Genomic DNA, 26,486 nt, shown 5'->3' on the forward strand with positions numbered 1-26,486 from the left:
CTGCGTGAAATTAGCGTTAATTTGTGGGCACCAGCGCGGTCATGGGGTGGCATCGCAGGCGGTGCTTCCCTAGGAAACTGACCGAGATTCCTCTGTCTGGAGAACCCAAGTGCCCCGTACCCCGCCCAATCGCTGGCTGATGAAATCCGAACCGTTCAAATACAGTTGGGATGATCTTGTGCGCGAGGGCGAGGGCACCTGGGACGGGGTCCGCAACCACACTGCAAAGCTCAATCTGCGCGCGATGGCGGTGGGCGACGAATGCTTCTTTTACCATTCGCGCGAAGGGTTGGAGATTGTCGGCATTTGCGAAGTCACCCTTGCGGGCATCCCAGACCCCACCGATGAAACTGGCAAATGGGCTGCGGTAAAGATCAGGGCAAAGCGAAAATTCGCGCATCCGGTGTCGCTGAAAGCGATCAAGGCTGAGCCACGTCTTGCCGAATGCGAACTGGTGCGGCTGTCGCGGCTGTCGGTGGCGAAGATCCGGCCTGATGAATGGGATCTTATCTGCAAAATGTCGGAAGCATAGGGCCGGACCAGTGCGGTCCCGGCACGGTTTACCGACGCCGCCCAAACTGTTTCGGAACCGAATGGTGTCCATGGCCGTTGGTTATATGAAACGTCAATAATTCCATTGGCTTAGTCAAAGGAGACAATTCATGGGTGAACTCACCGACAAAATCAAAGGGACCATCAAGGAAGCGCTTGGCGAGGCCAAGCAGCATTCGGACGACCCCGAAACCCGCGCCGAGGGCAAGGCGCAGGAACTCGAAGGCAAGGCCGACAAGGCCAAAGGCAAGGTCAAGGGCGCGTTGGGCGACAACATCTGATCAGCAATCCGCTTTTCACAATTGCCTGATTATCTGACAGGGGCCGCTTCTCCATCGGGAGGAGCGGTCCTTTTGGTGTCCTCTATGCCTTTTTGCGCAGTCCGCTGATCGTTGCGCCGCTGGCGGCGAGTTGTTCGATGTCGATTTTCATATGGATGAGGCGCAGCCCGCGCTGATCCTGCGCCTTGCCAAGCGCCGCGATGAATTCATCGGTCGTTGTGGCCGCCGCGCTCCATCCGCCATACGCCGCAGCCAGCGCCGCGAAATCGGGATTGGCGAGCCGCGTGCCCGACACCCGGCCGGGATATTCGCGTTCCTGATGCATGCGGATCGTGCCATAGGCGCCATTGTCCACCACCAACACCAGCAGATTCGCGCCATATTGCGCGGCGGTCGCCAATTCCTGACCGTTCATCAGGAAATCGCCGTCGCCCGCCACCGCCACCACTGTCCTGTCGGGATGGCGCAAGGCGGCGGCGATGCTGGCGGGCACGCCGTATCCCATCGCGCCTGCGGTCGGCGCAAGCTGGCTGGGGAGGCCGCCATAACGCCAGTAACGGTGCCACCATCCGGCAAAATTGCCCGCGCCGTTGCAGATAATGCTGTCGGCCGGTAGCGCCGCGCGCATGGCGGCGACGCAGGCCGCCATATCGAGCGCGGGCGGGTTTTGACCCTTGGTGTAGGTGGCCCAATCCTGCCATTCGCGGTGTGCCTCTGCTCCGGCGTCAAAGGGGATGATCGAATGATCCTCCCACAATGCGGCGGCTTCGGCGAATTCGTCAACCGCGCAGCACAGGCCCAGATCGGTGCGGTAGACCCGGCCCAGCTCATCGGGATCGGGGTGAATATGGATTAGCAATTGTCCGGGATGTTCGGTGGTGGGCACGCTGTAGCCATCGGTTGTTGCCTCACCCAGCCGCGCACCCACGGCCAGCACCAGATCGGCATCCTTGACCCGTTGGATCAATTTGGGATTGGGGCCATAGCCCAGATTGCCGGCATAGACCGGGCTGGCCGGATCAATCGCATCCTGCCTGCGAAACGCGGTCGCGACCGGCAGGCCGATGCTTTCGGCAAAGGTCTGGAAATAATCGCGGGCTTTGGCATTCCAGCCCGCGCCGCCAATAATCGCCACCGGGCTGGCGGCATCGGCGATCATCGCAAGCAGGGTCTGCATGGCGTCAGGGCAGACCGCTTGCGCCGGGCGGGTGATGGGAGGCCGTGGCTGGAGCGTGGCGTCGAGTTCTTCACACAGCATATCTTCGGGCAGGGCCAGCACCACCGGGCCGGGCCGCCCGCTGATCGCCACGCTATAGGCGCGTGCGACATATTCTGGGATGCGCGCCGGATCGTCGATTCGCGCCGCCCATTTGCAGATCGGGCCAAAGAACGCCTCGAAATTGACTTCCTGAAACCCTTCGCGGTCGCGCATGGGGCGCGCCACGTCGCCGACGAACAGGATCATCGGCTGCGAATCCTGATGCGCGACATGCACCCCGATGCTGGCGTTGGTTGCGCCGGGACCGCGCGTGACAAAGGCGATGCCGGGGCGCTGCTGCAGCATCGCTCCGTCGGCGCAGGCCATGAATGCCGCGCCGCCTTCCTGGCGGCACACCACGGTTTCAATATCCTCGCGTTCGTGGAGCGCATCGAGCACCGCGAGGAAGCTTTCCCCCGGCACGGTAAAGATCCGGTCAGTGCCCTGAATGGCGAGGCAATCGACCAGCAATTGCGCGGCGGTCTGGCGGTGGTTTGGCACGCTTTACAATCTCCTTGCTGACGCGCGTCTAGGTCGGAGCGCGATTAACCACAACAGTGCCTTACTGTCCCCTTTTTGAGCAACCGATTCGTGGGCCTATGCAAGGGTTAAGAAATCGTTAATCCCTTGATGCATGACCTATGCGATCCTCACCCATGACCATGTGAAGCCGCGCCTTGGCAAAGGCCAGCCGGGGCGACGCAGACGCAGCCTGGTGCTCACCGATGAACGCGCGCGGCATCCGTTCCGCGCCAGCCTGCCGCCGCATGTGCGCGATGATCTGCATGATATACCTGCCGAGAGCCTGTGGCGCCTCACCGCAGAGGATGTGCGCGGCGCGGTCAGCACCTATGTCGCGGCGACGGCGGCGGTGTTGGTGTTTATACTATAACGCTCTATTCGGCCGCCTGCACCACCAGCAATTGCGCTGCGGCTGCCTTTTCCGCCTGAAACAACAGCCAGCCCAGCCACGCTGCAATGCCCGACATCGCAGCGGCCAGCAGCAATTGTTCGACCACCGGTATGCCAAGTGTGGTCAGCCCGATGGCGAGCACCGATCCCACCACCATCGCCAATGAATTGACGATATTGTTCGCGGCAATCGTGCGGCTGGCCGCGTCATGCGCGCAGCGGGTGGTGAGAAACGCATAAAGCGGCACCACGAAAAATCCGCCCGCAGTCGAAATGCCCAGCAGCATCAGCGACAGCGGGATCGCCAGCGGCTCCAATATCCATGCCTCAATCGGCAGCAATTCCCCGCCCGCATTGGGCGTCCATGCTTTAGCCACGAGGTAAAATCCGAACACGAATCCGCCCATAATAACCACCGAAACCGGGGAATAGCGCGCGGACACTTCGCCTTTGAGCAAGGCGTTGACCCCGACCGACCCGACGGCAATGCCAATCGAGAAAATCACCAGAAACAGGCTCGCCACTTCCTTGCTGGCGAGCAATTGGTTCTTGGCCAGCGGGGGGAACTGGATGAACAACACCGCACCAATCGTCCAGAAAAAGCTGATGGCGACAATCGCCAGCCAGATTTCGCGGTTGTGCATGGTGTCGCGCACCAGTTTCCAGCTCATCACCACCTGATCGGCAATCGCCACCGGGGCGTATCCCAGCCAGCGCATGACCGGATTGCGGACCTTTTTGGCATAGGGTTCGAGCAGCGGGTAATGCATCTCATAATCGCTTTGCGGCGGCGCGTCGGGCACAAATCGGCTGACGAAATATCCGGCAAAGGCGGTCAGCACCACCAGCACCATCGCCACCTCCACCGCAATAAAGCCCGCCAGGATCGTGCCGGTCAGGATCGCAATATAGGTTCCCGCCTCGACCAGTCCGGTGCCAGGCAGGACCTCTTCGCGGCGCAGATGCTGCGGCAGGATTGCGTATTTGATCGGCCCCAGAAATGTCGATTGTGCCGCCGCCAGGAACACCACGAACAGCAATAGCGGGATGGCGACAGTTTCCACCATGATCCCCTGCCACGCCATGAACAATCCGATTGCCCCCAGCGTCGCCCAGCCGATCTCGCAGATTTTGACGGTGCGGATTATCATGGCTTTGTCGCGCGTATCGGCGAGCTGCCCGGCCAGCGCCGACAACACGACAAAGGGCACGATGAAAATGACCGAGGCTAGGCCGCTGAACAGCGCCTCTTGCTGTTCGTCATTATAGACCGAATAAACGACAAACAGCACCAGCGCGGTCTTGTAGAGATTGTCGTTAAAGGCGTTGAAAAACTGCGTCACCATGAGCGGCAAAAATCGCCTTTGGCGCAACAGGTGCGTCGTGGTTGTCATGCGGAAATCGGCGCCCGGCAGTTTTGCATCAGGCCGCTGACATAGCGCACGTTCCAAAGCGCACAAGTCCTGTGCATCGATTGCACGGTTAGGGTTTGGCTTGTCGGCGCGCCGCGCTATGGCGGCAGGCAGCCATGTTGACGCTACCGAACATTCTTACGCTGTCGCGTATTTTTGCGGTCCCGCTGCTGGGATTTTTCCTGTGGTGGCCGGGTTGGCAGCTCGGCTATCTGATCGGCTTTGTGCTCTATTGCATTATCGCGCTCACTGATTTTCTCGATGGCTATCTGGCGCGCGCGCAGGGGACGGTATCGAAACTGGGCATCTTCCTCGATCCGATTGCGGACAAGATCATGGTGGCGGCGGTCATCCTGATCCTGACCGCGCAGGGTTATCTGCGCGGGCCCTATGTTGGCGATGCTCACGTGATCGCCGGGCTGGTGATCCTGATCCGCGAAATTGCCGTGTCGGGCTTGCGCGAATTTCTGGGCGGGATTCAAGTGTCGGTGCCGGTCTCGCGGCTCGCCAAATGGAAAACGACGCTGCAATTGGTCGCGCTCGGCGCGCTGATCCTGGGCGGCGCGGTGCATGGTCAGCCGTGCCAGTCGGTGGGCGATATGTGCCAGACCTTCGCCGAAAGCTGGGTGCATGTCGTCGGACTTGCCTGTCTGTGGGCGGCGGCGGTGCTGACCTGCGTGACGGGGTGGGATTACTTGCGGGTTGGCCTAAAACACATGGAGTGACCGGGCAATTTACCCCGCTTCGCCCAAGGCCGCTTTCAATTCATCCAGCCACGGCTCAAACGGTTTCCACGCATCCTGCCCCTTGCGGTTGATTGGCTGCCGCACCTGTTCGCTCGATGCGGTGCGCACCGCGCGGGGCGTCGTGTGAAAGTCGAGGCATTGCTGTTCAAATGGCAACCCCAGAAAATCGAGCATCCGCCGGGTCTGCCCTTCGAGATCGTCGAGCACGTCCTCATGCGCTACGCGCAGCACCTTGCCCGGCAGCACCCGATCCCAATGCTCCATCAATTGCACATAGTCGGCATAATATCGCCCGATTTCGGTCAGGCCATAGGTGAATTCCTGCCCTTCGGCGAACAACTGCTTGAAGCCGGAAAAACAGCAATCCATCGGCGCGCGGCGTGCATCGATGATCTTGGCATGCGGCAGGATCAGATGGATCAGCCCGATGTGGCGGAAATTGTTGGGCATCTTGTCGATGAAGAACGGCGCACCGGCGCGGTGGATGCTTGTGTCTTGGATGAACTGCTCGCCGAATTTCGCCAGTTGTTCGCCTGTCAGATCATGCAGGATTTGCGGATAGCGCGGATGCCCCGCCTTGCGCCCACGCAGTCGGTGCGCGAGCGCGAGGATATTGGGCAGCTCCAGCGTCCCATCAATTTGTGAATGGCTTGCGAGGATTTGTTCAAGCAATGTCGATCCTGCGCGCGGCAGGCCAAGGATGAATATCGGATCGGGGGCAGCATGGCCCTGGCCCGCATGTTTTTCAAACAATTCGGGGGTGCAGAATTGCTCCTGCCGCGCCAGTTCCCTGGTCATGGCATCGGCGCTGTAACGGGTTTGCGCGCGCTTCATTGCATTGCCCTGATCATAATGGCGGAAGCTGGCTTCGTAATCGCCTTCGTCTTCCAGTGCCTTCGCCAGCGCAAAATTGACATGCACGCGGTCCATAAAGGGTATCTCGCTGCGCGCGGCAAGGTGCTGCATCTGGTCAATCTCGGCACCTGAAAAGCGGTAGGTTTTCAGATTGGCCAGCGCATACCACGCATCGCCGTGATCGGGTTTTGCCGCGATTGCCGCGCGGTAACTGGCTTCGGCTTCGGCGCGGTCGCCCTTGGTTTTGAGCGCGTGGCCCCGGCTGGTCAGGCTGGCGGGATCGTTCGGCAATTTTTTCAGCACCGTGCCAAACAGCGCCAGCCCGCGTTCGTAATCGCCCATCTGGATGCATTCGATCGCCAGCCGCGATTGGAACAGCGGATTTTCCGGGTCGCGCTCGATCAGCAATTCGGCCTGTGCCAGCGCCTCCGCCGATTTCTGGCGCCGTCGCAGCGCGTCGATATAATCCAGCCGCAATTGCACATCGTCCGGGGCAAAACTGACCGCGCTTTCGAGCAGAAATTCCGCATCGTCGAGCACGCCGAACTCAATGCCGATCTTGGCCAGCAGCCGCATCGCTTCGACGTGGTGCTTGTCGCGGGCAGGGTTGCGGCGCAGGAAATGGCGGCAGATTTCCTCTGCCCGCGCCAGCCGTCCCTCCGCCAGATGATTGGTAACCGCGATCAGTTCCTGTGGGAGCGCGGCCAGACGTTGATGCTGCGCAGTGGCAGTCCCAGCCTCGGCATGGTTCCCCGCCGCCCCTTGCAACCGCGCCAGTTCACGCCAGCTTGCCGTCAGCGCGGGGTTATAACGGACCGCGCGGGTAAAGGCTGAAAGCGCCCCCTGCGCATCCGAGCGGGCAATCGCCAGGTGCCCCTGTTCCTGCCACGCGCGGCCATATTCGGGCATCGCGCTATGGAGCGCGGCGAGATAATCCTGCGCTTTGTCGGTATCTTTGCAATAACGCGCCGCGACCGCTGCCAAATACAGCGCCTCTCCATCATCGGGCGCACCGTCCAGCACCGCCTGCGCTAATTCCAGCGCGGCAGCATACTGCCCTGCTTGCAAGGTGGTTTGCGCTTGTTTGAGGTGATCCTGGCGTGTTGTCATGGTCTGCAATCGCAAAGCGGCGGGAGAAGCCCCTGCCTCCCCCGCCGCCTGATGGATAGGGCGGTTTCGATCAATAGTCGAACGAGACCCGCATCCCCACCGTTAACGGACGATTGGTAACGATGCGTTCGCGGTCATAGCTGAAATTGCCGGAAATCTCGGCGCGTTCGTCCGAAAGGTTTTCGCCAAACACCTCGAGCCGCCACTGATCTTTCTTCACCCCCACCGCGAGATCAAACAGGGTGTAGCTGTTGAGCTTTATCCGGTTGATTTCGATTATGTCGGTGAACTTCGACGAAGAATAGCTGACCTGCGGCTGGATATAGGCCATCAACCTGTTTGGCAGGTCCCATTCGTAGCGGGCGCGAATATTGCCCTGAAATCCGGGCGCATAGGCCAATTCCTTGCCCTCTATCACGTCGTTGGTGGGGATCAGCACCTCGGTGATTTCGGTATCGAGCACCGAGAACGCGCCAGCAATCGTTAGCCCCGGCGTGCTGTATGGCGCGATCGTGAAGTCAGCTTCGAGCCCGTAAATCTCTGCATTCGCCGCGTTGGAGGAGAAAAACAGATTGGTGATCGAAGGGTCGAATATCTGCGTCTGCAGATTTGAGATGTCGACAAAGAATGCCGATCCGTTGAAGCGGAATTGGCCGTTTATCAGGTCCATTTTCCAGCCCAGTTCGTAATTCTTCACTTCGTCGGTTTCGACCGTGAAGGGCACCACAAAGGCACCGTCTTGCGACACTGCGCCGCCGGGCCGGTTCAGCAGGCCGGGGCGGAAACCTTCGGAATAGGTCGCGTAGAACAACAGGTCGGGCGTCGGGGTCAGCGTCATCGTGCCCTTGTAGATCACGCCATCGGTCGAAGCGGTGTCGGGCGCGCGCACAGCGTTGAACACCTGCTGTGCCTGCGACGCGGAAAGCCCGGCAGCCTGAATATCGGCGAGACTGTCGTTCAGGTCGAACGTTTGACGCAGCGACGCGTCGCACGATCCGATAAAGGTGAATTCACCGTCGCCATTATACAGATCGCTGATGTCGGTGCCGAATGCATTGGCATCCTGCGCCGCGCCCGAATTGCAGAACGAGGCGTTGGCGCTGCCTTCGAAATCAACCTCGACATCGTAATACCGCGCGCCAAACGTCACCGTCAGCAGGTCGGGCACAATATCAAAGCTGGCTTCGCCAAACAGGCCGATTTGTTCATCGGTGCGGCGAATGTCGTTGCGAAAGATCGTATCGGGCTGAAACGGCCCCGGATCAGACGTGAACCCTGTGGTTTGCGGGAAATTCGGCGCGAACGGCCCGAACGGGGCCGCTGCGACATTGCCCGGATAGTTGAAATCGACCCGTTCTTCGAGGCTGAGATCGGAATAGAACCCGCCGCCCTGAAACCGGATGCGCCAGTCTTCAGGCGTGCTCAATCGCAGCTCCTGCGTGAACACTTCGGTGTTGGATAGCGAGTTGATATACAGGTTCGGAGCCTGACACGTCCCGCTTGGATCCGCCGCGCCGGGATAGCTTACCGATCCGTCGCAGATGTAATAGGGCAGATATTGCCCGGCGAACATGTAATCGGTGTAATCGGCGCGCTGCTGGCTTTCGCGGTCGGTATAGGCGCCGGTGTAGATCACATCGAGCATGGCGATCCGCCCTTCGACGGTCCAACTGGTGTTGGAAAAATCGTCTTCGAGCCGTTCGGATTCAAACCGTTCGATTTCGAGATCGTCGAGCCCGCCCAGTTCGGGATCAGCAAAGAACACACCGTCCGATTCCAGACTTTGGCGTTGATGCGCGACGGTCACGGTCCAGTCGGGCGTCACTTCCCACAGCCCGGTCACGCGAAAGCCGGAATATTGGGTATCGTTGAAATCGTCTTCCGCGATCCCGGCGTTGTCGGCGGAAAGGAAGTTCACGCCAGATAGGTCCGAGGTGGACTGGAACCCGGCGCGCGCTGCTGATACCGGCACGCCATTCGCACGCACGGTGCCTTCGGGGCGGAAACGCGCGCTTTCGGTAAGATCGCGGGTGCCGCGGACATTGTCGATATAGCCGCCCTGATCATCAAGATAGACGACGCCGCGCAGTGCGAATGTATCGGTGACGGGCACGTTCACCGTGACTTCGCCCTTGTAACTGCTTTCGCCGCCCTTGGTGAAGGAGACCCCGGCTGAAGCGCTGACATCAAAGCCGCTGAGGTCGGGCTTGTTGGTGATAAGCCGCACCACGCCGGCCTGTGAACTGGCACCAAACAGCGTGCCTTGCGGACCTGATAGCACCTCGATCCGTTCAAGGTCGGCGGCGTAGACATCAAGATTGCGACCCGGCTGCGATAGCGGTTGATCGTTGAGATAGAGCGCGACATTGGGCGCAAGTCCGGCAACCCCGGCAATCGAGATGTTTGGCGTGGTCGAGGCGAGGCCGCGAATGTAGATTGTGCTCTGCCCCGGACCGCTGCCGCCAGCGGTGACAGAGGGGATTTGTTCGAGGTAATCCTCAAACGTATCAATGTTCAATTCGTCGAGCTGTTCTGCGTTGATGGCCGCGACTGAAACCGGCACGTCCTGCAGATCTTCGCTGCGGCGCTGGGCGGTCACTACGATGGAACCAACCCCGCCGCTGCGTTGTCCGGCCTGCCTTGTAGGTTGCTGGGCAGGTTGTTGAGCCGTTTGCTGTCCCGCCTGCTGTGCGGTCTGCGCCGCAACAGGCGTAGCCATCGCAATAGCCAGCGCGCCAATCGACGCGCCGCTGATGTATTTCGACATTCTAAACCCCTTTTTGAGCTTTCTTGCGGGTCGCGACGCGGAACTGCATCAGCGTTCACCCAAGAATTGCGCGCATGAAAATCTCAGGACGAGATTAACAAAGGCGTCGCGCTCAAGGGCGTTAACAAGAGTCCATGGGGCTTACCACAGGGCGTTACGAACATTTTAGAACGCAATCGCAGAATGTTGCATAATAGCAACAATATAAAATATAGCGATGTAAACTCAAGAACTTTCAAAATTGACTATATATTACCATGATAAATATTGAAATCTGTTGAAGTCATATTCAACTTTTGATTATAATAATTCAAGTTAAAGAATTAATTATTTATACGATACTATAATCTGCACTTTGCAAGCCAAAGTCTCAGCCTTGCGCCCGCTCGCTATGCCAGTCCGCGCATGCCTCTGCGGTGGTGGGGACGCCGTGACGCTTGCGGATCAGGTCGAACACCAGCGCCTTGATGATCGACACACACATCAACGTCAGCACCACCGAGAACGGCAATGCGCCGATGATCATGGTAATGCGGATCGCTTCGATCCCGCCCAGGATCAGCATGGAGCCCACCACAAAGGCGAGCGCCACACCCCAGAACACAACGTGATATCGGCGGCGGCCTTCTTCCTCGCCAGCGCCGTTGATCGTGTTGACGATCAGGATCGCGCTATCGACCGAGGTGATGAGGTAGGTCATCAACAACACCACGACGAGCGTCGAGGCGATCAACGCCGCATTAGGGGAAAGCAATACAGCCAGTGTTGCATACAGTTGATCCGAAATGCCGGTGCCCAGAATTTGTCCGCCCGCTGCGCCGCTCAATTCAAGCTGGATCGCCGTGCCGCCCGCCAGCGCCATCCAGACGAAGCACATCAGCGAAGGCACCAGCGCCACGCCGAGAATATATTCGCGGATCGTGCGCCCGCGCGAAATCCTTGCGATAAACATGCCGACAAATGGGGCAAAGGCGATCCACCACGCCCAGTAGAACACCGACCAGTCAAGCTGCCATTGCACCAGCGCCTCGCCCGCTTCGCTGCCGTCGCTGGAAAACAATGTCAGCGAATTGGCGGGCAGGCTGATAAGGTAATCCCAGATCCCGACGCCCAGCAGCTTCAGTCCATACAGCCCCGCGCCCAGCACGGCGAACAGGGTCAGCAGCGCGAACGACAGCACCATATTGATGTTGGAGAGCCATTTGATCCCGCGTCCCACACCCGAAAGCGCGCTGAGCGTAGAGGCACCCACCAACACGATCAAAGCCAGGACAATTGCCGCCGCCGATGCCGTCAAGACGCCGTCGCTGCCGGGCACCATCAACCAGTCGCCACTGCCACTGGATTGGCTGATCCGGTAAAGCCCGGCGACAAATTGCTGCACACCCAGACCCATCGTCACCGCCACGCCAAGCACCGTCGCCACCACCGCCACCACATCGACCAGATGACCTGCCAGACCAGACATCCCTTTGCCAAACAGCGGAACCAGGCTGGACCGGATCGTCAGCGGCAGACCCCTTCGGTGCGAGACATAGCCAATTGCCAACCCCACCAGCGCATAGGTGCACCATGCGCCAAAGCCCCAATGCAGAAAGGTCCATTTGAACGCCGAACCTACCGCCTCTGGCGATGCCGATGCGACCGTTCCCCGGATGATGTCGGGATTGGTGACGAAATGCGCCAGCGGTTCCCCGGTGGAATAGGTCAGCATGCCGATCCCGATCCCGGCCCCGAACAGCATCGAAAACCATGAGAAGCGCGAAAATTCTGCAGCCTCGCCCGGTGCGCCGATGCGCAGCGAGCCGGTGCCGGGGTAGAGCGCCAACACGGCGCAAATCACAACCATGAATGCGACCAGATAGACATACCAGCCGCTGAAGGATGCAATGATGGTTGAATTGGCCACTGCCAGCGTTTCCGCTGCATTTACAGGGAAGAATATCGCCCACATGATTATCAGCGACACGATGAATTTGGCAGGGATCGCGACTTCTCGGCTGAACCCGTCATAGAAACCGCTGTCATGCGTGTTTATCGGCAATTCGACTATCGGAGGGTCGATGGGAGATTCAGTGTCATCGGGCGCAGGCGCCTCGTTTGGTGTAATCGAATGTGAAATTGTTCTTCCCGAAGGTTGCCCAGGATCTCAATGCGCAGCTCGGTCACGAGCGGTCCGAGCAGGCCAGAGCATAGCGGCTTGCCTAGCAGATGCAAATCAGCCGCCGATTTGCCCGAGCTGCGGTGAATGGGCGCTATCCCGCGCGCAACTCCGCTGCCAATAGTCGGAAGTCTGCCTCCCTCGGGCTGTTCTTGCGCCACACCAGCACAATCTCGCGCGTTGCCGTGTCGCCTTCCACGGGCCGTGCGACGACGTCGGTGCCGCTCAGTATCCCGGCATCAATCGCCATTTCGGGCAGCATTGTCAGGCCCAGATCATTGTCGACCAATTGCACCAGCGTATGCAGGCTGGTCCCTATCATCGCCGCGCTGGCGCGCAGTTCGCTGCGGTTGCACGCCGCCAGCGCGTGATCGCGCAGGCAGTGCCCATCCTCCAACAGCAGCAAACGCCCCTGATCGATCATCTCGGGCGCAATCGTTGCCGGGGGATCGCGCGGGTCATCTTTGGGAAAGGCGACAAACAACCGGTCATCGCCAATATGTTCGATTTCAACGTCACCGGTGTCGAATGGCAGCGCCAGCAGCACGCAATCTGCTCGCCCATGTTGAAGCGACTCCAGCGCATCGTGGCTGGTTTCCTCGCGCAGCATCATTTGCAGATCGGGCCGTTCACGCCTCAGGCGCGGCAGTATGCGCGGCAGCATGAACGGCGCAATGGTCGGGATCACGCTCATGCGGAGTTGCCCGGACAAAGGCTTGCCCGCAGCCTGCACCAGATCGGACAGTTCCTCTGCCTCGCGCAGCAGGCGGCGCGCCTTTGCCACCACCTGATCGCCCAGCGAAGTGAACCGCACCACCCGGCGCGAACGTTCAACCAAAGTCACGCCGAGCAGCGATTCCAGTTCGCGGATGCCTGCCGACAGCGTCGATTGCGATACGAAGCTGGCCTCTGCCGCGCGGCCAAAATGTCCGTGTTCGTGCAGTGCAACCAGATATTGCAGCTGTTTGATGGTGGGCAGATAGGTGGACATTGCCCCTGTCTACTCCGCCGCCAGCGCGGCTCCCATATCGGCGTGAGCATCGCCATGAGCGTCGTCAATATGGGTCATGTTCAGTCTGCCGTCCTTCACCGTAAAGCCGGTCTTGCCTTCGACCAGTTCGAGCGCGTCCTTGCCGAACACCTCGTAACGCCAGCCTTGCAGGACTTGCAGGTCGCGCACCCCGGCGGCGAGCGCTTCCATCTCATCGGCGCGGGTCAGCAGGCGTGGGGCCACGTCAATCTCGCGCGAACGAATCTTGAGCAGCAGTTTGAGCAGATCGGCGACCAGCGCGCCTTCTTTGCCCAGCGGCGCGCCGCGTTTCACCTTTTCGGGCATTTCCGCCTTGGGCAGCGGTTCGGCTTCTTCGATCACTTTGAGCAGACGCTTGCCGATGTCATTGTCTTTCCACGCATTGGAAAGCCCGCGCACCTTGGCCAGATCGCCCTGTTTCTTGGGCGGATGGTTGGCAATATCGGCCAGCGTTTCGTCGCGCATGATGCGCCCGCGCGGGATGTTCTTGTGCTGCGCTTCGCCTTCGCGCCACGCGGCGAGCGCTTTCAGGCGGCCAAGCGCCTGCGGATTGCGGCCGGTCTGACGGATCCGTTTCCATGCGGAAGCGGGGTCGGTTACGTAATTGGAGGCGTCGGAGAGTTTCTCCATCTCGGCATCCAGCCACGCACCGCGCCCGGTCTTGATTAGTTTTTTCAGCATCTTGGGAAAGATCACTGAAAGATGCGTTACATCGCCAATCGCATATTCGATCTGGCGTTCGGTCAGCGGGCGGCGCGACCAGTCGGTAAAGCGCGCGCCCTTGTCAATTTGGATGTTCTGCCAGTGATCGACGAGGTTGGCATAGCCGATCTGTTCCGATTGACTGATTGCCATCATCGCAATCTGCGTGTCGAATATGGGGAAGGGGGTCTTGCCGGTCAGATTGACGATGATTTCGACATCCTGTCCGCCTGCGTGAAACACTTTGAGCACATCGTCATTTTCGCACAGCAGATCGAGCAGCGGGGCCAGATCGATTCCTTCGGCCAGCGGATCGATGGCGGCGGCTTCCTCAGTGTTGGCGATTTGCACCAGGCACAATTCAGGCCAATAGGTGTTTTCGCGCATGAATTCGGTATCGACGGTGACGAATTCGGATGTGGCCAGCCGCTCGCACAAATCTGCCAGCGCGTCGGTGGTGGTAATCAGATCATGTATTTTCATTGTTCTTCTTATCAATTTGGGCGGAGTGCCGCCCTCGGGCCGAAACTGGACCCTTCGGATGAGAGGTGCGCGACTTGACAAACTGCAGGTCATGCCCTGTTAGCGCGCGCAGAAACAGCGGGGTTTTGCCGCCGCTGATACTGGCGCGCCAATAGCGTCATACCTTCGTACAGGACAAGAGTTTAGATGCACGCCTATCGTACCCACACTTGCGCACAGCTTTCGGCCAAGAATGTCGGAGAAACCGTCCGCCTGTCCGGCTGGATGCACCGCAAGCGCGACCATGGCGGGGTGCTGTTCGTCGATTTGCGCGATCATTACGGCCTTACGCAGATTGTCGCCGATGAAGATTCGCCCGCGCTCGCGCAGCTTGAAAAGCTGCGCGCCGAATCGGTCGTGACGATTGATGGAGAGGTGAAGGCCCGCACCGCCGCGACCGTAAACGGCGATCTGCCAACCGGAGAAATCGAGGTCTTTGCCCGCGCGATCACCGTGCAAAGCGCCGCCGAAGAACTGCCGATGCCGGTCGCCAGCGGCGAGGAATATCCGGAAAGCATCCGCCTCAAATACCGCTTTCTCGACTTGCGGCGCGAGGTGATGCACCGCAACATCATGCTGCGCAGTCAGGTCATCACATCGCTGCGCCAGCGGATGATCGGGCAGGGCTTTACCGAATTTCAGACCCCGATCCTGACCGCCTCAAGCCCCGAAGGCGCGCGCGATTTCCTCGTGCCCAGCCGGATGCATCCCAACAGCTTTTATGCGCTGCCGCAGGCGCCGCAGATGTTCAAACAAATGCTGATGGTGTCGGGTTTCGACCGCTATTTCCAGATCGCTCCGTGTTTCCGCGATGAAGATTTGCGCGCCGACCGCAGCCTTGAATTCTATCAGCTCGATTTTGAAATGAGCTTTGTCACGCAGGAAGACGTGTTTCAGGCGCTGGAGCCGGTGTTGGCGGGCGTGTTCGCGGAATTTTCAGGCGGCAAGAGTGTTACCGCATCGGGCACTTTCCCGCGCATCCCCTATGCCGAGGCGATGCTCAAATACGGCAGCGACAAACCCGATCTCAGGAACCCGCTCATCATCAGCGATGTGACGGACCATTTTACCCAATCGGGCTTTGGCTTGTTTGAAAAGATCGTCGGTTCCGGCGGCACGGTGCGTGTGGTTCCGGCCCCGAACACCGCCGACAAGAGCCGAAAATTCTTCGACGACATGAACAATTGGGCGCGGGGCGAGGGCTTTGCCGGACTGGGCTATGTCACGAGGAAAGCCGGTGAATTTGGCGGGCCGATTGCCAAAAACCACGGACCAGATCGGATGGAAGAGCTTTACAATCAGCTCGGCCTTGGCCCTGACGACGGCTTGTTCTTTGCCGCAGGCAAGGAGAAAGACGCCGCCAAACTGGCAGGTGCGGCGCGCACGCAAGTGGGCGAACAGTTGGGCCTGATCGAGCAGGATTGCTTCAAATTCTGCTGGATCGTCGATTTTCCGATGTTTGAATATGACGAGGAAGCCAAGAAGGTCGATTTCAGCCACAATCCCTTCTCCATGCCGCAGGGCGAGATGGAAGCGCTGGAGACGATGGACCCGCTCGACATCAAGGCCTGGCAATATGACATCGTGTGCAACGGCTATGAATTGTCGTCGGGCGCGATCCGGAACCACAAGCCCGAAATCATGTACAAGGCGTTTGAAATCGCCGGCTATGACAAGGCAACGGTCGACCGTGAATTTTCGGGCATGATCGAAGCGTTCAAACTGGGCGCGCCGCCGCATGGCGGTTCCGCGCCGGGGATTGACCGGATCGTGATGCTGCTGGCGGGGGAAGAGGCGATCCGCGAGGTTATCGCCTTCCCGATGAACCAGAAAGGCGAAGACCTGATGATGGGCGCTCCATCGCGGGCAGAGCCGCATCAACTGCGCGAATTGCATTTGCGACTGGTCGAGCCCCCCAAAAAGGAAGGGCTGCCGGGCTGACCGGCGTTGCCGACTTTTCCCGGCGATCATTCGTGTCCGGGACGACTGCCGCATCGCTCGCGGCGGTGCCTCTGATTGGTTGCAGAGGGACTGAACCCGCACCTCCTGGCGCGACGCGGCTGCATGTAATGGGTACTATCCATGCGATTCACCGGACCGGCACCGATTATTCACTCGAAGTGCTCAAGACCGCGATCAGCAAGGCCGCGCCCGATGTGATCCTGACCGAGATCCCGCCGGACCGCGCGGTTCGGGCGCTGCAATCGTTCCGCGACACCGGCGAGATTACCGAGCCACGCACGCGGGTTTTCCCCGAATACACCGATGTCGTTTTCCCGCTGAGCCGGGAGATGGGCTTTCGCATTCTTGGCACCTCTGGCTGGACGCAGGAGATCGCCGACAATCGCGCCGCCGCGCTGCGCCGTATTCGCAGCGATCCCGGGCGCGCCAGGCAATGGGCCGAGCATCTTGCGGCGCAGCGCGAATATACGCGCGCGCTTTCGGGGAGGGGCGATGATCCGCGCTTTATCCATACGGACGAATTCGATTCTCTCACCGCCGCCTCGCGCCAGCCCTATCAGCAATATTTCGACGCCGACCTTGGTCCCGGCGGGTGGACGCAGATCAACCGCGCGCACAATGATCTGATCCACGCTGCGCTCGATAAAGTCACAGGAAAGGGCCTGTCCGTGCTTGTCACCTTTGGCACGGCGCATAAATATATGATCCTGCGCAGCCTTTCCGCGCGGCGTGATCTTGCCCTGCAAGAAACGCGCGCGTTGTTTGTCCACGCGCCGTGATCGGCAGGTGCGCATCTTGACTTGCGCTATTTCGAACCGACCTTTAGGGCGGAAAAGGTATTTCTAACCCCAATACAAGAGGGAAACATATGAGCGATACTGCCGAACGCGTGCAGAAAATCGTCGTCGAGCATCTCGGCGTCGAAGGTGACAAAGTCACTCAGGAAGCCAGCTTCATCGATGATCTGGGCGCGGATAGCCTCGACATCGTCGAACTGGTGATGGCATTCGAGGAAGAATTCGGCGTGGAAATTCCCGACGATGCAGCTGAGAAGATCACCACCGTCGGCGATGCGACCAAATTCATCGAAGAGAACAAAGGCTGATAATTGGGGCTATTCGCCCTCAGAACGCCCGCTCCCCATCTTCAAATGGGGGCGGGGTTCTGACCGACAGGCCCGAGCCCTCTTGCAGGGCGGCGGGCCTGTAGTGTTTTTGGGCGCAGGGTTTTGCGTCCACCACAAGTGCCCTTGGGGGCTTTGGAGAAATGAATGCGCCGCGTTGTTGTAACCGGGCTTGGACTTGTCACCCCGCTGGGGGCAGATGTCGAAACCTCTTGGAAAAACCTGATCGCTGGTGAAAGCGGAGCGGGTCAGATCACCCACTTCGATACCGAGGGGCACAAATGCACCATCGCTTGCGAAGTGAAGGGCAAGGATCACCCTTGGGGCTTTGATCCGGATAGACGCGTCGATCACAAGGTTCAGCGGCAGGTCGATCCCTTCATCATCTTTGGCATCGATGCAGCCGGTCAGGCGATTGAAGACGCCGGACTGACCGACATGAGCCAGGCCGAAAAAGAGCGCACGGGTTGCTCCATCGGTTCGGGAATTGGCGGATTGCCGGGGATCGAGAGCGAGAGCATCGTGCTGCATGAACGCGGACCGGGCCGCGTCTCGCCGCACTTCGTTCACGGACGGCTGATCAACCTCGTCACCGGACAGGTGCAGATAAAATACGGCTTCATGGGACCGAACCACGCCGTGGTGACCGCCTGTTCGACCGGCGCGCATTCGATCGGCGACGCCGCGCGCATGATCGCAATGGACGATGCCGACGTGATGGTGGCGGGCGGCGCAGAGAGCACGATCAACCCTCTGGGCATTGCCGGATTCGCGCAGGCGCGCGCACTCAACATGAGCATGAACGACCGCCCGACCGAGGCCAGCCGCCCCTATGACAAGGACCGCGACGGCTTTGTCATGGGCGAAGGCGCGGGCATGGTGGTGCTGGAGGAATACGAACGCGCCAAGGCGCGCGGTGCCAAAATCTATGCCGAAGTGACCGGATACGGTCTGTCCGGCGATGCCTATCACGTCACGGCGCCGCATCCCGAAGGGCGGGGTGCAGAACTGGCGATGCGCATGGCTTTGAAGAAGGCCGGACTGGGTCCAGGCGACATAGACTATGTCAACGCCCACGGCACTTCCACCATGGCGGACACAATCGAACTCGCCGCAGTGATGCGCGTTTTGGGCCACGATCTGGGCGGCGCTTCGATGAGCTCGACCAAAAGCGCCATCGGACACCTGCTCGGCGGCGCAGGCGCGGTTGAAGCGGTGTTCTGCATCCTTGCGATGCGCGACGGCGTGGTTCCGCCCACGCTCAATCTGCACAATCCCGACGATGGCACCGAAGGCATCGATCTGGTCCCGCTGAAGGCGCGCAAACGCGAAGTGCGCGCGGTGCTGAACAACAGCTTTGGTTTTGGCGGTACGAACGCTTCGATCGTCATGCAAAAGGTCATTTAGCGGCATGAAAAGGCTCGGCTGCGTCGTCGGGCTGGTCCTGGCATTGTCCGCTGCGGCGGCGCTGTTCTTTAGCGGAGCGGTGCTGGGCGAGGCCACGATTGACGAAGAGACGCCTTTCGTGATCCCGGCGGGAGCATCGCTCAGCGCGGTGGCGCAGGATCTGGAAAGCGCGGGCCTGATTACGTCGGCGGATGGTTTCCTGCTGAGCGCGCGGCTGTTCGGCAATGCCGATCCGATTCAGGCGGGCGAATTTTCGCTTTCCCCCGGCATGTCGCAGCGCGAAATCCTCACCGCGTTCCAATCGGGCGACGTGGTTCGGCGGTTCGTCACCATTCCCGAAGGGATGCCCTCGGTGTTGGTCTGGGAACGGGTCATGGCGGAGGAATTGCTGACCGGAGAGGTCGACATTCCGCCCGAAGGGTCAATCCTGCCTGATACATATGCCTTTGAACGCGGTCAAAAAAGCAGCGTGCTGATCGAACAGATGCAGGCGGCGATGGATCTGTATCTGGCCGAGGCATGGGCGAAACGCAGCCCAGGCATTGCCGTTGACACAATTCGGGAGGCGTTGATCCTGGCCTCGATAGTCGAAAAGGAAACCGGCACGCCGGGTGAACGCCGCGCGGTCGCGGGTCTTTATTCCAACCGGCTGCGCAGTGGCATGATGCTGCAGGCGGACCCCACCATTATCTATCCGATCACACAGGGAAAGCCGCTGGGCCGCCGCATCCGCCAGTCCGAGATTGCGCAGGTCAATGGCTATAACACCTATACGATGCTGGGTCTGCCCGAAGGCCCGATCACCAATCCGGGGCGCGAGAGCATCGCCGCCGTGCTCAATCCGGAAAAGCATGATTACCTTTTCATGGTCGCCGACGGCACCGGCGGGCACGAATTCAATGCCACGCTGGAAGGGCACAATGCGGCCGTAGAGCGCTGGTTTCAGCTACGCCGGGATCGCGGAGAAATCGAATGAGGGCAGGGCGGCGTATTCGAACAGGTCTGTCCAACACTCGCAAAGGACCTCGGCGTTAGAAAGGCAGAAACGCCGGGATCGCGGAGAAATAGAATAGGGCAATCGCGTGGCATCTCCGTTTATTCTCACCGCCGCGCTGCCGCCTGACATTCAGAGTTGGGCAGGGGCGCTGCGTGCCGCGCATTACCCCCCGGACCGCAATCACCTGCACGCGCATGTCACAATGTTCCATTCCTTTGCACCCTCTCTGCTCGAAGAGTTGCAGGATTATTTCCCGGTCCTGACGCGCGAATTTGCACCGCCAGCGGCTGCGATCACCGGGCTGATGGACCTCGGCACGGGCACCGCCATTGCAATACAAAGCGCGCCCCTGCTTGCCCTGCGGGGATTGATCGCTGAACATTTCCGCGGCAGCCTGACAGCGCAGGATCTGTACGAACCGCGCCCGCACATCACCATTCAAAATAAAGTGACCAAACGCGAGGCGCGCGCGCTTCAGGCGGAGCTTCGCCCGGCCATTGCGGCGCGCGAGTTCAACTTTCTCGCGCTGGAGCTATTTCTTTACAAAGGTGGGCCGTGGGAACTCGTCAAACGCAGCGCCTTTCGCGGCAAGGATCGGTTGTAGTTTGAAAGTTTTGCCGTAAGTTGCCCGTTTTCGTGGGCAGAACGGGAAATGGGGGCGTTTCGGGATGAGTGTATTGACGGCAACATTCGGCGTACTCGCCGGACTGGCGCTGATGGCATCAATGATCCCGCATCAGGTTCGCCATATTCGTCTGGTCAGCCTTGTCGCGGGAACATTGGGGGCGCTCTATTTCGCGCTGGCCGAAGGGTTGGGCGCAGGCCTCGCCTTCACCGCCGCCTATCTCATCGTCAACATTGCGCGCCTGTTTGAACTGCGCCGCCGCGCGCGTTCCGGGGTCATGACCCGCGAAGAACGCGAATTGTTCGACCATGTGATGAAGATTGAAGAGCCCTTGCAGCAAAGCCGTTTGCGCGATCTGATGCAGTGGGAAGACGTCAGCGTGGGCACGCAATTGATTAAGCAGGGAGAGGTTAACCCGCCGCTGATCTATATCGCCAGCGGCCGTGCAGAGATTGAACGCGATCTTGCCATTGTCAGCGAATGCGGGGCAGGCGAATTTCTGGGCGAGATGAGCCACGTCTCAGGTGAACGCGCCAGCGCCACGGTGACAGTGACGCAAACCATGCGCCTCGCCCGGCTCGACCGGGATGCGCTCGGCCAATTGGCGATGAGCCTGCCGGAGATCGGCAAAGCGGTCGATCGGGCGTTCAACCGCAGCCTTGCAGTCAAAGTGATGCGGATGAACGAAAACTCGCGCTGACAGGCGGCAGGGGGCAAGGCAAAACTTCAGGTTGACCGCGCGTAGGCCGCGCCCTAAATGCGCCGCTCGCTAGCGGTGATTTGCACGTTCCGTGCTCGCCAAGCGACGCCGAAAGCACGATAAGTGCAGGCCTATGTGGCGGAGTAGCTCAGGTGGTTAGAGCAGCGGAATCATAATCCGCGTGTCGGGGGTTCAAGTCCCTCCTCCGCTACCATTCAAGTCAATTATCGCTTTGTTTTCAAAGGATCAAATGACTTTTTCGAAAAATCGAAACCACATTCGTTCCCACATTTTGTGCGGGTCGGAATGGGCTGTTATGCTCCTCTGTGGGATCGTTGCGCGGCCCCCTCTCGCGTTGTTGCTGTCTTCCTCTCTGAGCTGTCCGGACGAATCTTGAGGGTGCATCGCACTGGCTGCTGCGATGTTGCAGTGGTCTTCCGGCAAGCGTCAATGGTATCTCGGTTGTCGCGCTGGATGTCAGCGGCCTGCACCAGTGCATTCCATGCCTCAGGGCTGTCGCTCTGCATCAGCCGCGCGCCTGCATCCCAGCGTGAGGGCGCGCCCACGACCCGCGCCGCCATACGCTCTGGCCAGTGCCAGTTATCCGGCATCGCGCGAGCAATGGTGCCGGGAAGGAAAGACCAAAGCAAGATACCAGCGAGCACGGCTCCGCCTGCTACCTGGTAGAGCTGATGCCGCTGCTCGGCGGCAGTGCGCGCATGGGCCGTGACACTGCGCATCTCCTGAGCGGCGTGGATCAAGTCGCTCCGGGCCTGACTGATCCTGTCCTGATCGCTGCGCCGGGCTGATTCTGCTGTTGCGGCGATCCGCTGACCAATGCTCTCAGGTGTCATCTGCAATGCTGGATGGCGCGCCATGCCCTTCAGGCTCTCGCCGATCGCGCCCATCCGCTTGAATAAGTCGGTCAGGGTCGCACCGTAGTCGGGGATGGCAATGTCTGCGCGTTCGGCGGCAAGGTGCTGCACCGCCCGGCGCATCAGGGCCATCTCGCCCTCAAGGCGGGCAAACGCCTCGGCGGCGGGATCGCCTGCGGTATCCGGGGTGAGCGGATCAGGGTCGGGTTCCGGCTCAAGGTCCAGGGTCAATTCCACGTCATCCGTGTCGGTATCCATTGTGTTTCTCCTATAGGCCGAGACCGATTGACCGGCTCCGCTCCATCGAGATGGAGGCGGCAAGGTCGCGGGCCAGATCGCGACCGAGTTCTGTCTTGATGCCAAGCTCGCGGGTGCGAGCGCGCAGCAGGGATTCAACCTGCGCGTCGCGCTCCAGCCCCTTCGCCATGTCCGTCATGCGGTTGGTGAGGCTTTGCACGCCCTTGCTGTCGCCATCGCGCTGCATCGCTTGGCGCGCCTGCCCGATGCGCTGCCAGTCGCTGACAAAGCGGTCTGCGCGCTGCGCTGGATTGACGCGGATTTCAGCTTCGAGCTGCATGGCCCGGATCGCGCCCTGGCTGCGACCATCGGCGGCATCACGGGCCAACGAGGGCTGGCGCTGCAAGGCGCTGGTGAGGTCGGCTGTGCCATGGGGCCGGATTGCGTCGAGCGCCTTTCCGGCCTTCTCCAGCGCGTCGCGCTGGTGTGGCAGGATCGGCAATCCCTGCTCGCGCATTTGTTCGATATCGGCGGCGGCGCGAGCGTAGCGTTCGACGGCCCGGCGCTGATCGGAAAGACCAACCTGTTCGGTGGGCAGCGCTTCGAGCCGGTTGGCCAGCGGACGGAAGCCTGAGAAGATCGACTTCGCCCGTTCAGGCAATTGCCGGGCGATCTCCACGATACGTTCGCGGAAGGTGATGCCGCGCCGTTCGGCGAATTGCTGTTCGGGATTGTAGTCGCTCGCCATGTCCTTGCCGCGCTCGCGGCTGAGCGTGCGGACAAGTTTGGACTGATCGGCGAAGTCGTCGCGCCCATAATGCAGGGCAAGGCCATCACGGTGGCGGGACATCGCGACATAGGCCCCGTGGCTGTCCATCCCCGGCGTTGCCAGCACATGTGTGCGGTCCACTGTCATGCCCTGCGCCTTGTGGATCGTCGCGGCGTAGCCATGATCGAGGTGAGCATAGTCTTTTGTGTCGAAGGCGACCTTGCGGCCATCGTCGGTGCGCACGGCCACGCGCTGCGGCGTCACCTGCTCTATGGTGCCCAGTGTGCCATTCTTGACGCCCAGGCCCCGCTCATTGCGCAGGAACATGATGCGGTCGCCGCTGGCGAACAGACGCTCGCCGCGCTCGGCGCGGATGGTCACTTCATTGCCCAACTCGCCATTAGCGCGCAGCTTTCCGCGTGCCGCGTCATTGAGTTCGCGCACTTCGTCATTGGTATGGGTGAGGATTATGCGCGTATCGCCGGGGCTGGTCTGCCGGTCCCGATCCCAGCGCTCGATCAGCTCGCCGCGTGCAGCTTCTCGCGTCTCACCTGCGTGGATCATACCGCGTTCGCCATAGTCCTGAATGGCAAGTCCGGTGCGCCCCGTGGCAAGGTGCCGCGTGGCATCCTGCTGCCAGCCTTCGTGCTGGCGGCGCACTTCGCTGATTTCGACGCCGCCGTGCCGTTCATGGATCGCGCGAAAGGCTGCTCCGGCTTCGATGGCCTGAAGCTGCTGCGGGTCGCCAACAAGCACCACTTTTGCGCCAGCATCGGCGGCATGGGAGAGCACGCGCTCCATCTGGCGCGTGCCGACCATGCCTGCCTCGTCGATCACCAGAACGTCGCGCGAAGTGAGCTGTTCGCGGCCCTGGCTCCACTGGTGCTCAAGGCTGGCTATCGTGCGTGATGCAATACACGAACCGTGTTCCAAGCCCTCGGCTGCAATGCCGGATAGTGCTGCGCCGCGAACTGTATAGCCCGCGCTTTCCCAAGCCTCGCGCGCAACGCCCAGCATCGCGCTCTTGCCGGTCCCGGCATAGCCGACGACAACACTGAGGCCGCGATTATCGGTCACATGATCGAACGCCGCGCACTGCTCGCCGGATGGCACCAGCCCGCGCTCCGCCGCGCGCGCCAGCGCTCCTTCCCGGCCACGATCTTCGACCTGATGCCGCTCGCGTTCGGCCAGCAATTCCGATGCGCGCCCAAGCCTCTGTTCGGTCTCGATCATCTGGCGCGATGTGAACCGGTCTTCGCCGCGACCGTCCTTCCCAAGTGCGATCAGGTCGGACGATCCGCGCACCGCGCTCATCGCCAAATCGAACTGCTCCTTCCCGTCGCTGTGCCGATGCACGAACATGGCAAGATCGCGTGTCGTGAAGGTGGCCTGGCCGTGCGTGATCGCATCCAGTGCGACAGCGGGATTGGCGATGATCCGTTCGCCATTGCGCTGCGCGACGGCGCGGTGCTCTTCGATCCGTTCGGCCTCAAGCCCGCGCACCCCCATGCGCGATGCGGCGGGACCGATCTTGTCTTGCGGCTCCAGCGCAATGCCCTGCGCCTCCAGGCTGCGGTCATCGATCCGCGCATCGATATCGAGTTCGGCAAGGCGCTGGTTGACGTGATCGGCCCAGCGTTCGCGCCATTGCTCGACCAACTCCGCCTTGTTCCACTCGCGCACCTTCGCGCCGAAGCCATCCTTGCCGACTTCGCGCATGGTGAGCATGACATGGGCATGGGGCTTGGGCTGGTCGCCTGCGCCAATATCCCAATGGACGTTGAGATCGGCGATCATGCCCTTTTCGACGAATTCTGCCTCGGCAAACTCCCGCGCCAGCTCGACGCCCTGTTTCTTGGTAAGCTCACGCGGAATGGCGAATTCGACCTCGCGGGATAGCTGCGCATCCTTGCGTTTCTCGGCAGCCTCGACAGCGTTCCAGAGCTTTTCGCGGTCGGCGAACTCTTCCGGCGCGCCTTCCGGCAACAGCACTTCGGAATGGACGACCCCGTCCTTGTTGGTGAAATCATGATCGCGGTCGAGCCGTTCGTCGTGCAGCCGTTCGGCCCCGCGATAGGCTGCGGCGGCCACGGCGCTGCGCCCGCTCGACCGGCTGATGACTTTGACGGAGAGGTGGAAGATCGCCATGATGGCAATCCATCTACGCCATGAGCGCGACGTCGGCACGACGTATAAGCGCGCCCTCCCATGATAAAATCCTGCTCGGGACTATTCAGTATCAGGCCGTCTCGACGACTCTACAGCATTGGGAGAGCATCGATATTATCATCAGCGCATCACCTCTCAATGGAGAACTTCGATGCGCAAACCCCGCGACTTTGATTCGGAACTGAAGGCACTCGCCGACAAGGCGAAGCAGCTGAAGGAACGCCGCGTGCAGCAGCTCGGCGAACTGGTGATCGCCACCGGCGCCGATGCGACCGACTCGGAAACGCTGGCCGGTGCGCTGCTCGTCATCGCCGATACCACTGACACTGGAAAGAAGGAGGCGTGGCGTAAACGCGGCGCTGCATTCTTTCAAAGCAAGGCGCGCAAGCGTGGCGACGGAACTCAGGGCCAGCCGGACGGCACTCTCCCGCTTGACGGCGGCGCGGCATCGGCTTGAAGCAGCAATGGCCCGCACCGACATGCGCGAACGGCAAGTCCAGCGCCGTGAACGCACGCGGCAACTGATCGAGCTTGGCGGCCTGGTCGTAAAGGCCGGACTGGTCGAACTTACCGACGATGATCGCGCCACGCTCTATGGCGCGTTTCTCACCGTCGCGGTCAAGCTGCGCGGCGAGGATCGGGAACAGGTTTTGGCGCTTTGGAAGCGCAAGGGGAAGCGGGCGTTCGAGGTTGAGTTGAAACATGGAACGGACGTGCCGCAGTAGCTCGGACCGAAGAAAACAACGGATGATGTCGAGCTTGCTCGCATCTTTTGTAGCTCGACTATGGTCAGAGCAAAGGACGGTGGTGGTGGAGCTGCACTGCCCCCAACCTTGGACCACGTGGGTCTGGAGTTTTCCGCCGTATGTATCCTTGTCTGGGCGAGGAGTAACGGCATGAAGACATCGAAGTTCACAGACCCGCAGAAGGCGTTCGTCGTCAAGCAGGGTGAGGACGGAACGTCGGTGGCGGAGATCTGCCGCAAGGCAGGGATCAGCCAGGCGATCTACTTCTGCACTGTTACGCCGGTGCAGGGGCCGTCAACGCCATCACCTCAGCATCAATCCTTCCTCCGCTTTCAGGAAAGGGCGTCCGCACAGGTTCGTTTGCTTCGGCTCGAAGTCTGATTTGGTGTGGCGCATTCTGCGGGCTTTTCGCCGGTATTGGTGACACCGACGCCCCTCCAGGAGCGGTTATGATGACATCCGCGACAAGTCGCACTGTGGATTACCAATCGACCGGATTATAATGAAGCGACGGTCCAAAATCATAGCACAGATCAAATTCGGCCGGGTTACCTTCTCATCCGAAGCA

General features: G+C 60.5%; 23 protein-coding genes and 1 tRNA gene. 15 read left to right on the forward strand and 9 right to left on the reverse strand.

Going from position 1 to position 26,486, the window contains the following annotated elements; all coding sequences use genetic code 11:
- Positions 1 to 139 precede the first annotated feature (139 nt).
- Together ACM64M_RS05990 and ACM64M_RS05995 are read left to right on the forward strand one after the other, a co-directional pair.
- Complete coding sequence (locus ACM64M_RS05990; protein WP_416227867.1) at positions 140 to 532, forward strand: EVE domain-containing protein; 393 nt, start codon at positions 140 to 142, stop codon at positions 530 to 532.
- A gap of 130 nt (positions 533 to 662) precedes the next feature.
- Positions 663 to 833, forward strand: a complete 171-nt coding sequence (locus ACM64M_RS05995; RefSeq protein WP_416227757.1) for a CsbD family protein — start codon at positions 663 to 665, stop codon at positions 831 to 833.
- 82 nt (positions 834 to 915) lie between these two features.
- On the opposite strand, the gene ACM64M_RS06000 is transcribed toward ACM64M_RS05995, so the two are convergent.
- The gene (locus ACM64M_RS06000; RefSeq protein WP_416227758.1) at positions 916 to 2,592 is read right to left on the reverse strand and encodes a thiamine pyrophosphate-binding protein; all 1,677 of its coding nucleotides are present in this window, start codon (positions 2,590 to 2,592) and stop codon (positions 916 to 918) included.
- Positions 2,593 to 2,725: 133 nt separating this feature from the next.
- Here ACM64M_RS06000 and ACM64M_RS06005 point away from each other — a divergent pair, with 133 nt between their 5' ends.
- Positions 2,726 to 2,983, forward strand: a complete 258-nt coding sequence (locus ACM64M_RS06005) for a hypothetical protein (RefSeq protein WP_416227759.1) — start codon at positions 2,726 to 2,728, stop codon at positions 2,981 to 2,983.
- A gap of 4 nt (positions 2,984 to 2,987) precedes the next feature.
- Here the strand turns inward: ACM64M_RS06005 and ACM64M_RS06010 are convergent, their stop codons facing one another.
- Positions 2,988 to 4,397 carry an MFS transporter gene (locus ACM64M_RS06010; protein WP_416227760.1) on the reverse strand — a complete coding sequence of 470 codons (1,410 nt, stop codon included), beginning with the start codon at positions 4,395 to 4,397 and terminating at the stop codon, positions 2,988 to 2,990.
- A 134-nt stretch (positions 4,398 to 4,531) separates the two neighbouring features.
- On the opposite strand from ACM64M_RS06010, the gene pgsA reads away from it, so the two are divergent.
- Entirely contained in the window at positions 4,532 to 5,140 is a 609-nt protein-coding gene (gene pgsA, locus ACM64M_RS06015) for a CDP-diacylglycerol--glycerol-3-phosphate 3-phosphatidyltransferase (RefSeq protein ID WP_416227761.1), read from the forward strand.
- Positions 5,141 to 5,149: 9 nt separating this feature from the next.
- Here the strand turns inward: pgsA and ACM64M_RS06020 are convergent, their stop codons facing one another.
- The 5 genes from ACM64M_RS06020 to rnd form a co-directional block, all read right to left on the reverse strand.
- Positions 5,150 to 7,126, reverse strand: a complete 1,977-nt coding sequence (locus tag ACM64M_RS06020; RefSeq protein WP_416227762.1) for a tetratricopeptide repeat-containing sulfotransferase family protein — start codon at positions 7,124 to 7,126, stop codon at positions 5,150 to 5,152.
- Positions 7,127 to 7,196: 70 nt separating this feature from the next.
- Positions 7,197 to 9,893, reverse strand: coding sequence for a TonB-dependent receptor (locus tag ACM64M_RS06025; RefSeq protein ID WP_416227763.1), 2,697 nt, complete (start codon positions 9,891 to 9,893; stop codon positions 7,197 to 7,199).
- A gap of 370 nt (positions 9,894 to 10,263) precedes the next feature.
- Positions 10,264 to 11,937, reverse strand: coding sequence for a BCCT family transporter (locus ACM64M_RS06030; RefSeq protein WP_416227764.1), 1,674 nt, complete (start codon positions 11,935 to 11,937; stop codon positions 10,264 to 10,266).
- A gap of 211 nt (positions 11,938 to 12,148) precedes the next feature.
- The gene (locus ACM64M_RS06035) at positions 12,149 to 13,045 is read right to left on the reverse strand and encodes a hydrogen peroxide-inducible genes activator (RefSeq protein WP_416227765.1); all 897 of its coding nucleotides are present in this window, start codon (positions 13,043 to 13,045) and stop codon (positions 12,149 to 12,151) included.
- 9 nt (positions 13,046 to 13,054) lie between these two features.
- Positions 13,055 to 14,269: a ribonuclease D gene (rnd, locus tag ACM64M_RS06040; RefSeq protein ID WP_416227766.1), complete on the reverse strand. Its 1,215-nt coding sequence runs from the start codon at positions 14,267 to 14,269 to the stop codon at positions 13,055 to 13,057.
- 186 nt (positions 14,270 to 14,455) lie between these two features.
- Between rnd and aspS the strand changes: the two genes are divergently transcribed.
- From aspS to ACM64M_RS06080, 8 genes are all read left to right on the forward strand, one after another.
- Complete coding sequence (aspS, locus tag ACM64M_RS06045) at positions 14,456 to 16,249, forward strand: aspartate--tRNA ligase (protein ID WP_416227767.1); 1,794 nt, start codon at positions 14,456 to 14,458, stop codon at positions 16,247 to 16,249.
- 128 nt (positions 16,250 to 16,377) lie between these two features.
- On the forward strand, positions 16,378 to 17,049 hold the full coding sequence (locus ACM64M_RS06050) for a hypothetical protein (protein ID WP_416227768.1): 672 nt from the start codon (positions 16,378 to 16,380) through the stop codon (positions 17,047 to 17,049).
- 89 nt (positions 17,050 to 17,138) lie between these two features.
- A complete protein-coding gene (locus tag ACM64M_RS06055) occupies positions 17,139 to 17,375 on the forward strand; it encodes an acyl carrier protein (RefSeq protein WP_416227769.1) in 237 nt (78 codons plus the stop codon).
- Between the two features lie 165 nt (positions 17,376 to 17,540).
- Complete coding sequence (gene fabF / locus ACM64M_RS06060; RefSeq protein ID WP_416227770.1) at positions 17,541 to 18,800, forward strand: beta-ketoacyl-ACP synthase II; 1,260 nt, start codon at positions 17,541 to 17,543, stop codon at positions 18,798 to 18,800.
- A 4-nt stretch (positions 18,801 to 18,804) separates the two neighbouring features.
- Complete coding sequence (mltG, locus tag ACM64M_RS06065) at positions 18,805 to 19,776, forward strand: endolytic transglycosylase MltG (RefSeq protein WP_416227771.1); 972 nt, start codon at positions 18,805 to 18,807, stop codon at positions 19,774 to 19,776.
- 106 nt (positions 19,777 to 19,882) lie between these two features.
- On the forward strand, positions 19,883 to 20,401 hold the full coding sequence (locus tag ACM64M_RS06070; RefSeq protein ID WP_416227772.1) for a 2'-5' RNA ligase family protein: 519 nt from the start codon (positions 19,883 to 19,885) through the stop codon (positions 20,399 to 20,401).
- A gap of 64 nt (positions 20,402 to 20,465) precedes the next feature.
- Entirely contained in the window at positions 20,466 to 21,122 is a 657-nt protein-coding gene (locus ACM64M_RS06075; protein ID WP_416227773.1) for a cyclic nucleotide-binding domain-containing protein, read from the forward strand.
- A 137-nt stretch (positions 21,123 to 21,259) separates the two neighbouring features.
- A tRNA-Met gene (locus ACM64M_RS06080) sits at positions 21,260 to 21,336 on the forward strand.
- 100 nt (positions 21,337 to 21,436) lie between these two features.
- On the opposite strand, the gene ACM64M_RS06085 is transcribed toward ACM64M_RS06080, so the two are convergent.
- Positions 21,437 to 22,255 carry a DUF6118 family protein gene (locus ACM64M_RS06085; RefSeq protein ID WP_416227774.1) on the reverse strand — a complete coding sequence of 273 codons (819 nt, stop codon included), beginning with the start codon at positions 22,253 to 22,255 and terminating at the stop codon, positions 21,437 to 21,439.
- Between the two features lie 10 nt (positions 22,256 to 22,265).
- Positions 22,266 to 25,151: a Ti-type conjugative transfer relaxase TraA gene (traA, locus tag ACM64M_RS06090; RefSeq protein ID WP_416227775.1), complete on the reverse strand. Its 2,886-nt coding sequence runs from the start codon at positions 25,149 to 25,151 to the stop codon at positions 22,266 to 22,268.
- A 172-nt stretch (positions 25,152 to 25,323) separates the two neighbouring features.
- On the opposite strand from traA, the gene ACM64M_RS06095 reads away from it, so the two are divergent.
- The 3 genes from ACM64M_RS06095 to ACM64M_RS06105 all read left to right on the forward strand — a co-directional run bounded on the left by ACM64M_RS06095 (position 25,324) and on the right by ACM64M_RS06105 (position 26,299).
- Entirely contained in the window at positions 25,324 to 25,629 is a 306-nt protein-coding gene (locus ACM64M_RS06095) for a conjugal transfer protein TraD (protein WP_416227776.1), read from the forward strand.
- Positions 25,630 to 25,636: 7 nt separating this feature from the next.
- A complete protein-coding gene (locus ACM64M_RS06100; protein ID WP_416227777.1) occupies positions 25,637 to 25,897 on the forward strand; it encodes a conjugal transfer protein TraD in 261 nt (86 codons plus the stop codon).
- A gap of 171 nt (positions 25,898 to 26,068) precedes the next feature.
- Positions 26,069 to 26,299 carry a transposase gene (locus ACM64M_RS06105; RefSeq protein ID WP_416227778.1) on the forward strand — a complete coding sequence of 77 codons (231 nt, stop codon included), beginning with the start codon at positions 26,069 to 26,071 and terminating at the stop codon, positions 26,297 to 26,299.
- Positions 26,300 to 26,486 lie beyond the last annotated feature (187 nt).

The sequence above is a fragment of the Qipengyuania sp. ASV99 genome, from assembly GCF_047872805.1.
Lineage (GTDB): Bacteria > Pseudomonadota > Alphaproteobacteria > Sphingomonadales > Sphingomonadaceae > Erythrobacter.

What these genes read in the sequence shown, in the direction of transcription:
- ACM64M_RS06105 (WP_416227778.1), top strand. Translation starts at nt 26,069, where the DNA reads ATGAAGACATCGAAGTTCACAGACCCGCAGAAGGCGTTCGTCGTCAAG.
- ACM64M_RS05990 (WP_416227867.1), top strand. Translation starts at nt 140, where the DNA reads ATGAAATCCGAACCGTTCAAATACAGTTGGGATGATCTTGTGCGCGAG.
- fabF (WP_416227770.1), top strand. Translation starts at nt 17,541, where the DNA reads ATGCGCCGCGTTGTTGTAACCGGGCTTGGACTTGTCACCCCGCTGGGG.
- aspS (WP_416227767.1), top strand. Translation starts at nt 14,456, where the DNA reads ATGCACGCCTATCGTACCCACACTTGCGCACAGCTTTCGGCCAAGAAT.
- mltG (WP_416227771.1), top strand. Translation starts at nt 18,805, where the DNA reads ATGAAAAGGCTCGGCTGCGTCGTCGGGCTGGTCCTGGCATTGTCCGCT.
- ACM64M_RS06050 (WP_416227768.1), top strand. Translation starts at nt 16,378, where the DNA reads ATGGGTACTATCCATGCGATTCACCGGACCGGCACCGATTATTCACTC.
- ACM64M_RS06100 (WP_416227777.1), top strand. Translation starts at nt 25,637, where the DNA reads ATGGCCCGCACCGACATGCGCGAACGGCAAGTCCAGCGCCGTGAACGC.
- ACM64M_RS06095 (WP_416227776.1), top strand. Translation starts at nt 25,324, where the DNA reads ATGCGCAAACCCCGCGACTTTGATTCGGAACTGAAGGCACTCGCCGAC.
- ACM64M_RS05995 (WP_416227757.1), top strand. Translation starts at nt 663, where the DNA reads ATGGGTGAACTCACCGACAAAATCAAAGGGACCATCAAGGAAGCGCTT.
- ACM64M_RS06025 (WP_416227763.1), bottom strand. Translation starts at nt 9,893, where the DNA reads ATGTCGAAATACATCAGCGGCGCGTCGATTGGCGCGCTGGCTATTGCG.
- ACM64M_RS06075 (WP_416227773.1), top strand. Translation starts at nt 20,466, where the DNA reads ATGAGTGTATTGACGGCAACATTCGGCGTACTCGCCGGACTGGCGCTG.
- ACM64M_RS06085 (WP_416227774.1), bottom strand. Translation starts at nt 22,255, where the DNA reads ATGGATACCGACACGGATGACGTGGAATTGACCCTGGACCTTGAGCCG.
- ACM64M_RS06020 (WP_416227762.1), bottom strand. Translation starts at nt 7,126, where the DNA reads ATGACAACACGCCAGGATCACCTCAAACAAGCGCAAACCACCTTGCAA.
- pgsA (WP_416227761.1), top strand. Translation starts at nt 4,532, where the DNA reads ATGTTGACGCTACCGAACATTCTTACGCTGTCGCGTATTTTTGCGGTC.
- ACM64M_RS06010 (WP_416227760.1), bottom strand. Translation starts at nt 4,397, where the DNA reads ATGACAACCACGACGCACCTGTTGCGCCAAAGGCGATTTTTGCCGCTC.
- traA (WP_416227775.1), bottom strand. Translation starts at nt 25,151, where the DNA reads ATGGCGATCTTCCACCTCTCCGTCAAAGTCATCAGCCGGTCGAGCGGG.
- ACM64M_RS06005 (WP_416227759.1), top strand. Translation starts at nt 2,726, where the DNA reads ATGACCTATGCGATCCTCACCCATGACCATGTGAAGCCGCGCCTTGGC.
- ACM64M_RS06055 (WP_416227769.1), top strand. Translation starts at nt 17,139, where the DNA reads ATGAGCGATACTGCCGAACGCGTGCAGAAAATCGTCGTCGAGCATCTC.
- rnd (WP_416227766.1), bottom strand. Translation starts at nt 14,269, where the DNA reads ATGAAAATACATGATCTGATTACCACCACCGACGCGCTGGCAGATTTG.
- ACM64M_RS06035 (WP_416227765.1), bottom strand. Translation starts at nt 13,045, where the DNA reads ATGTCCACCTATCTGCCCACCATCAAACAGCTGCAATATCTGGTTGCA.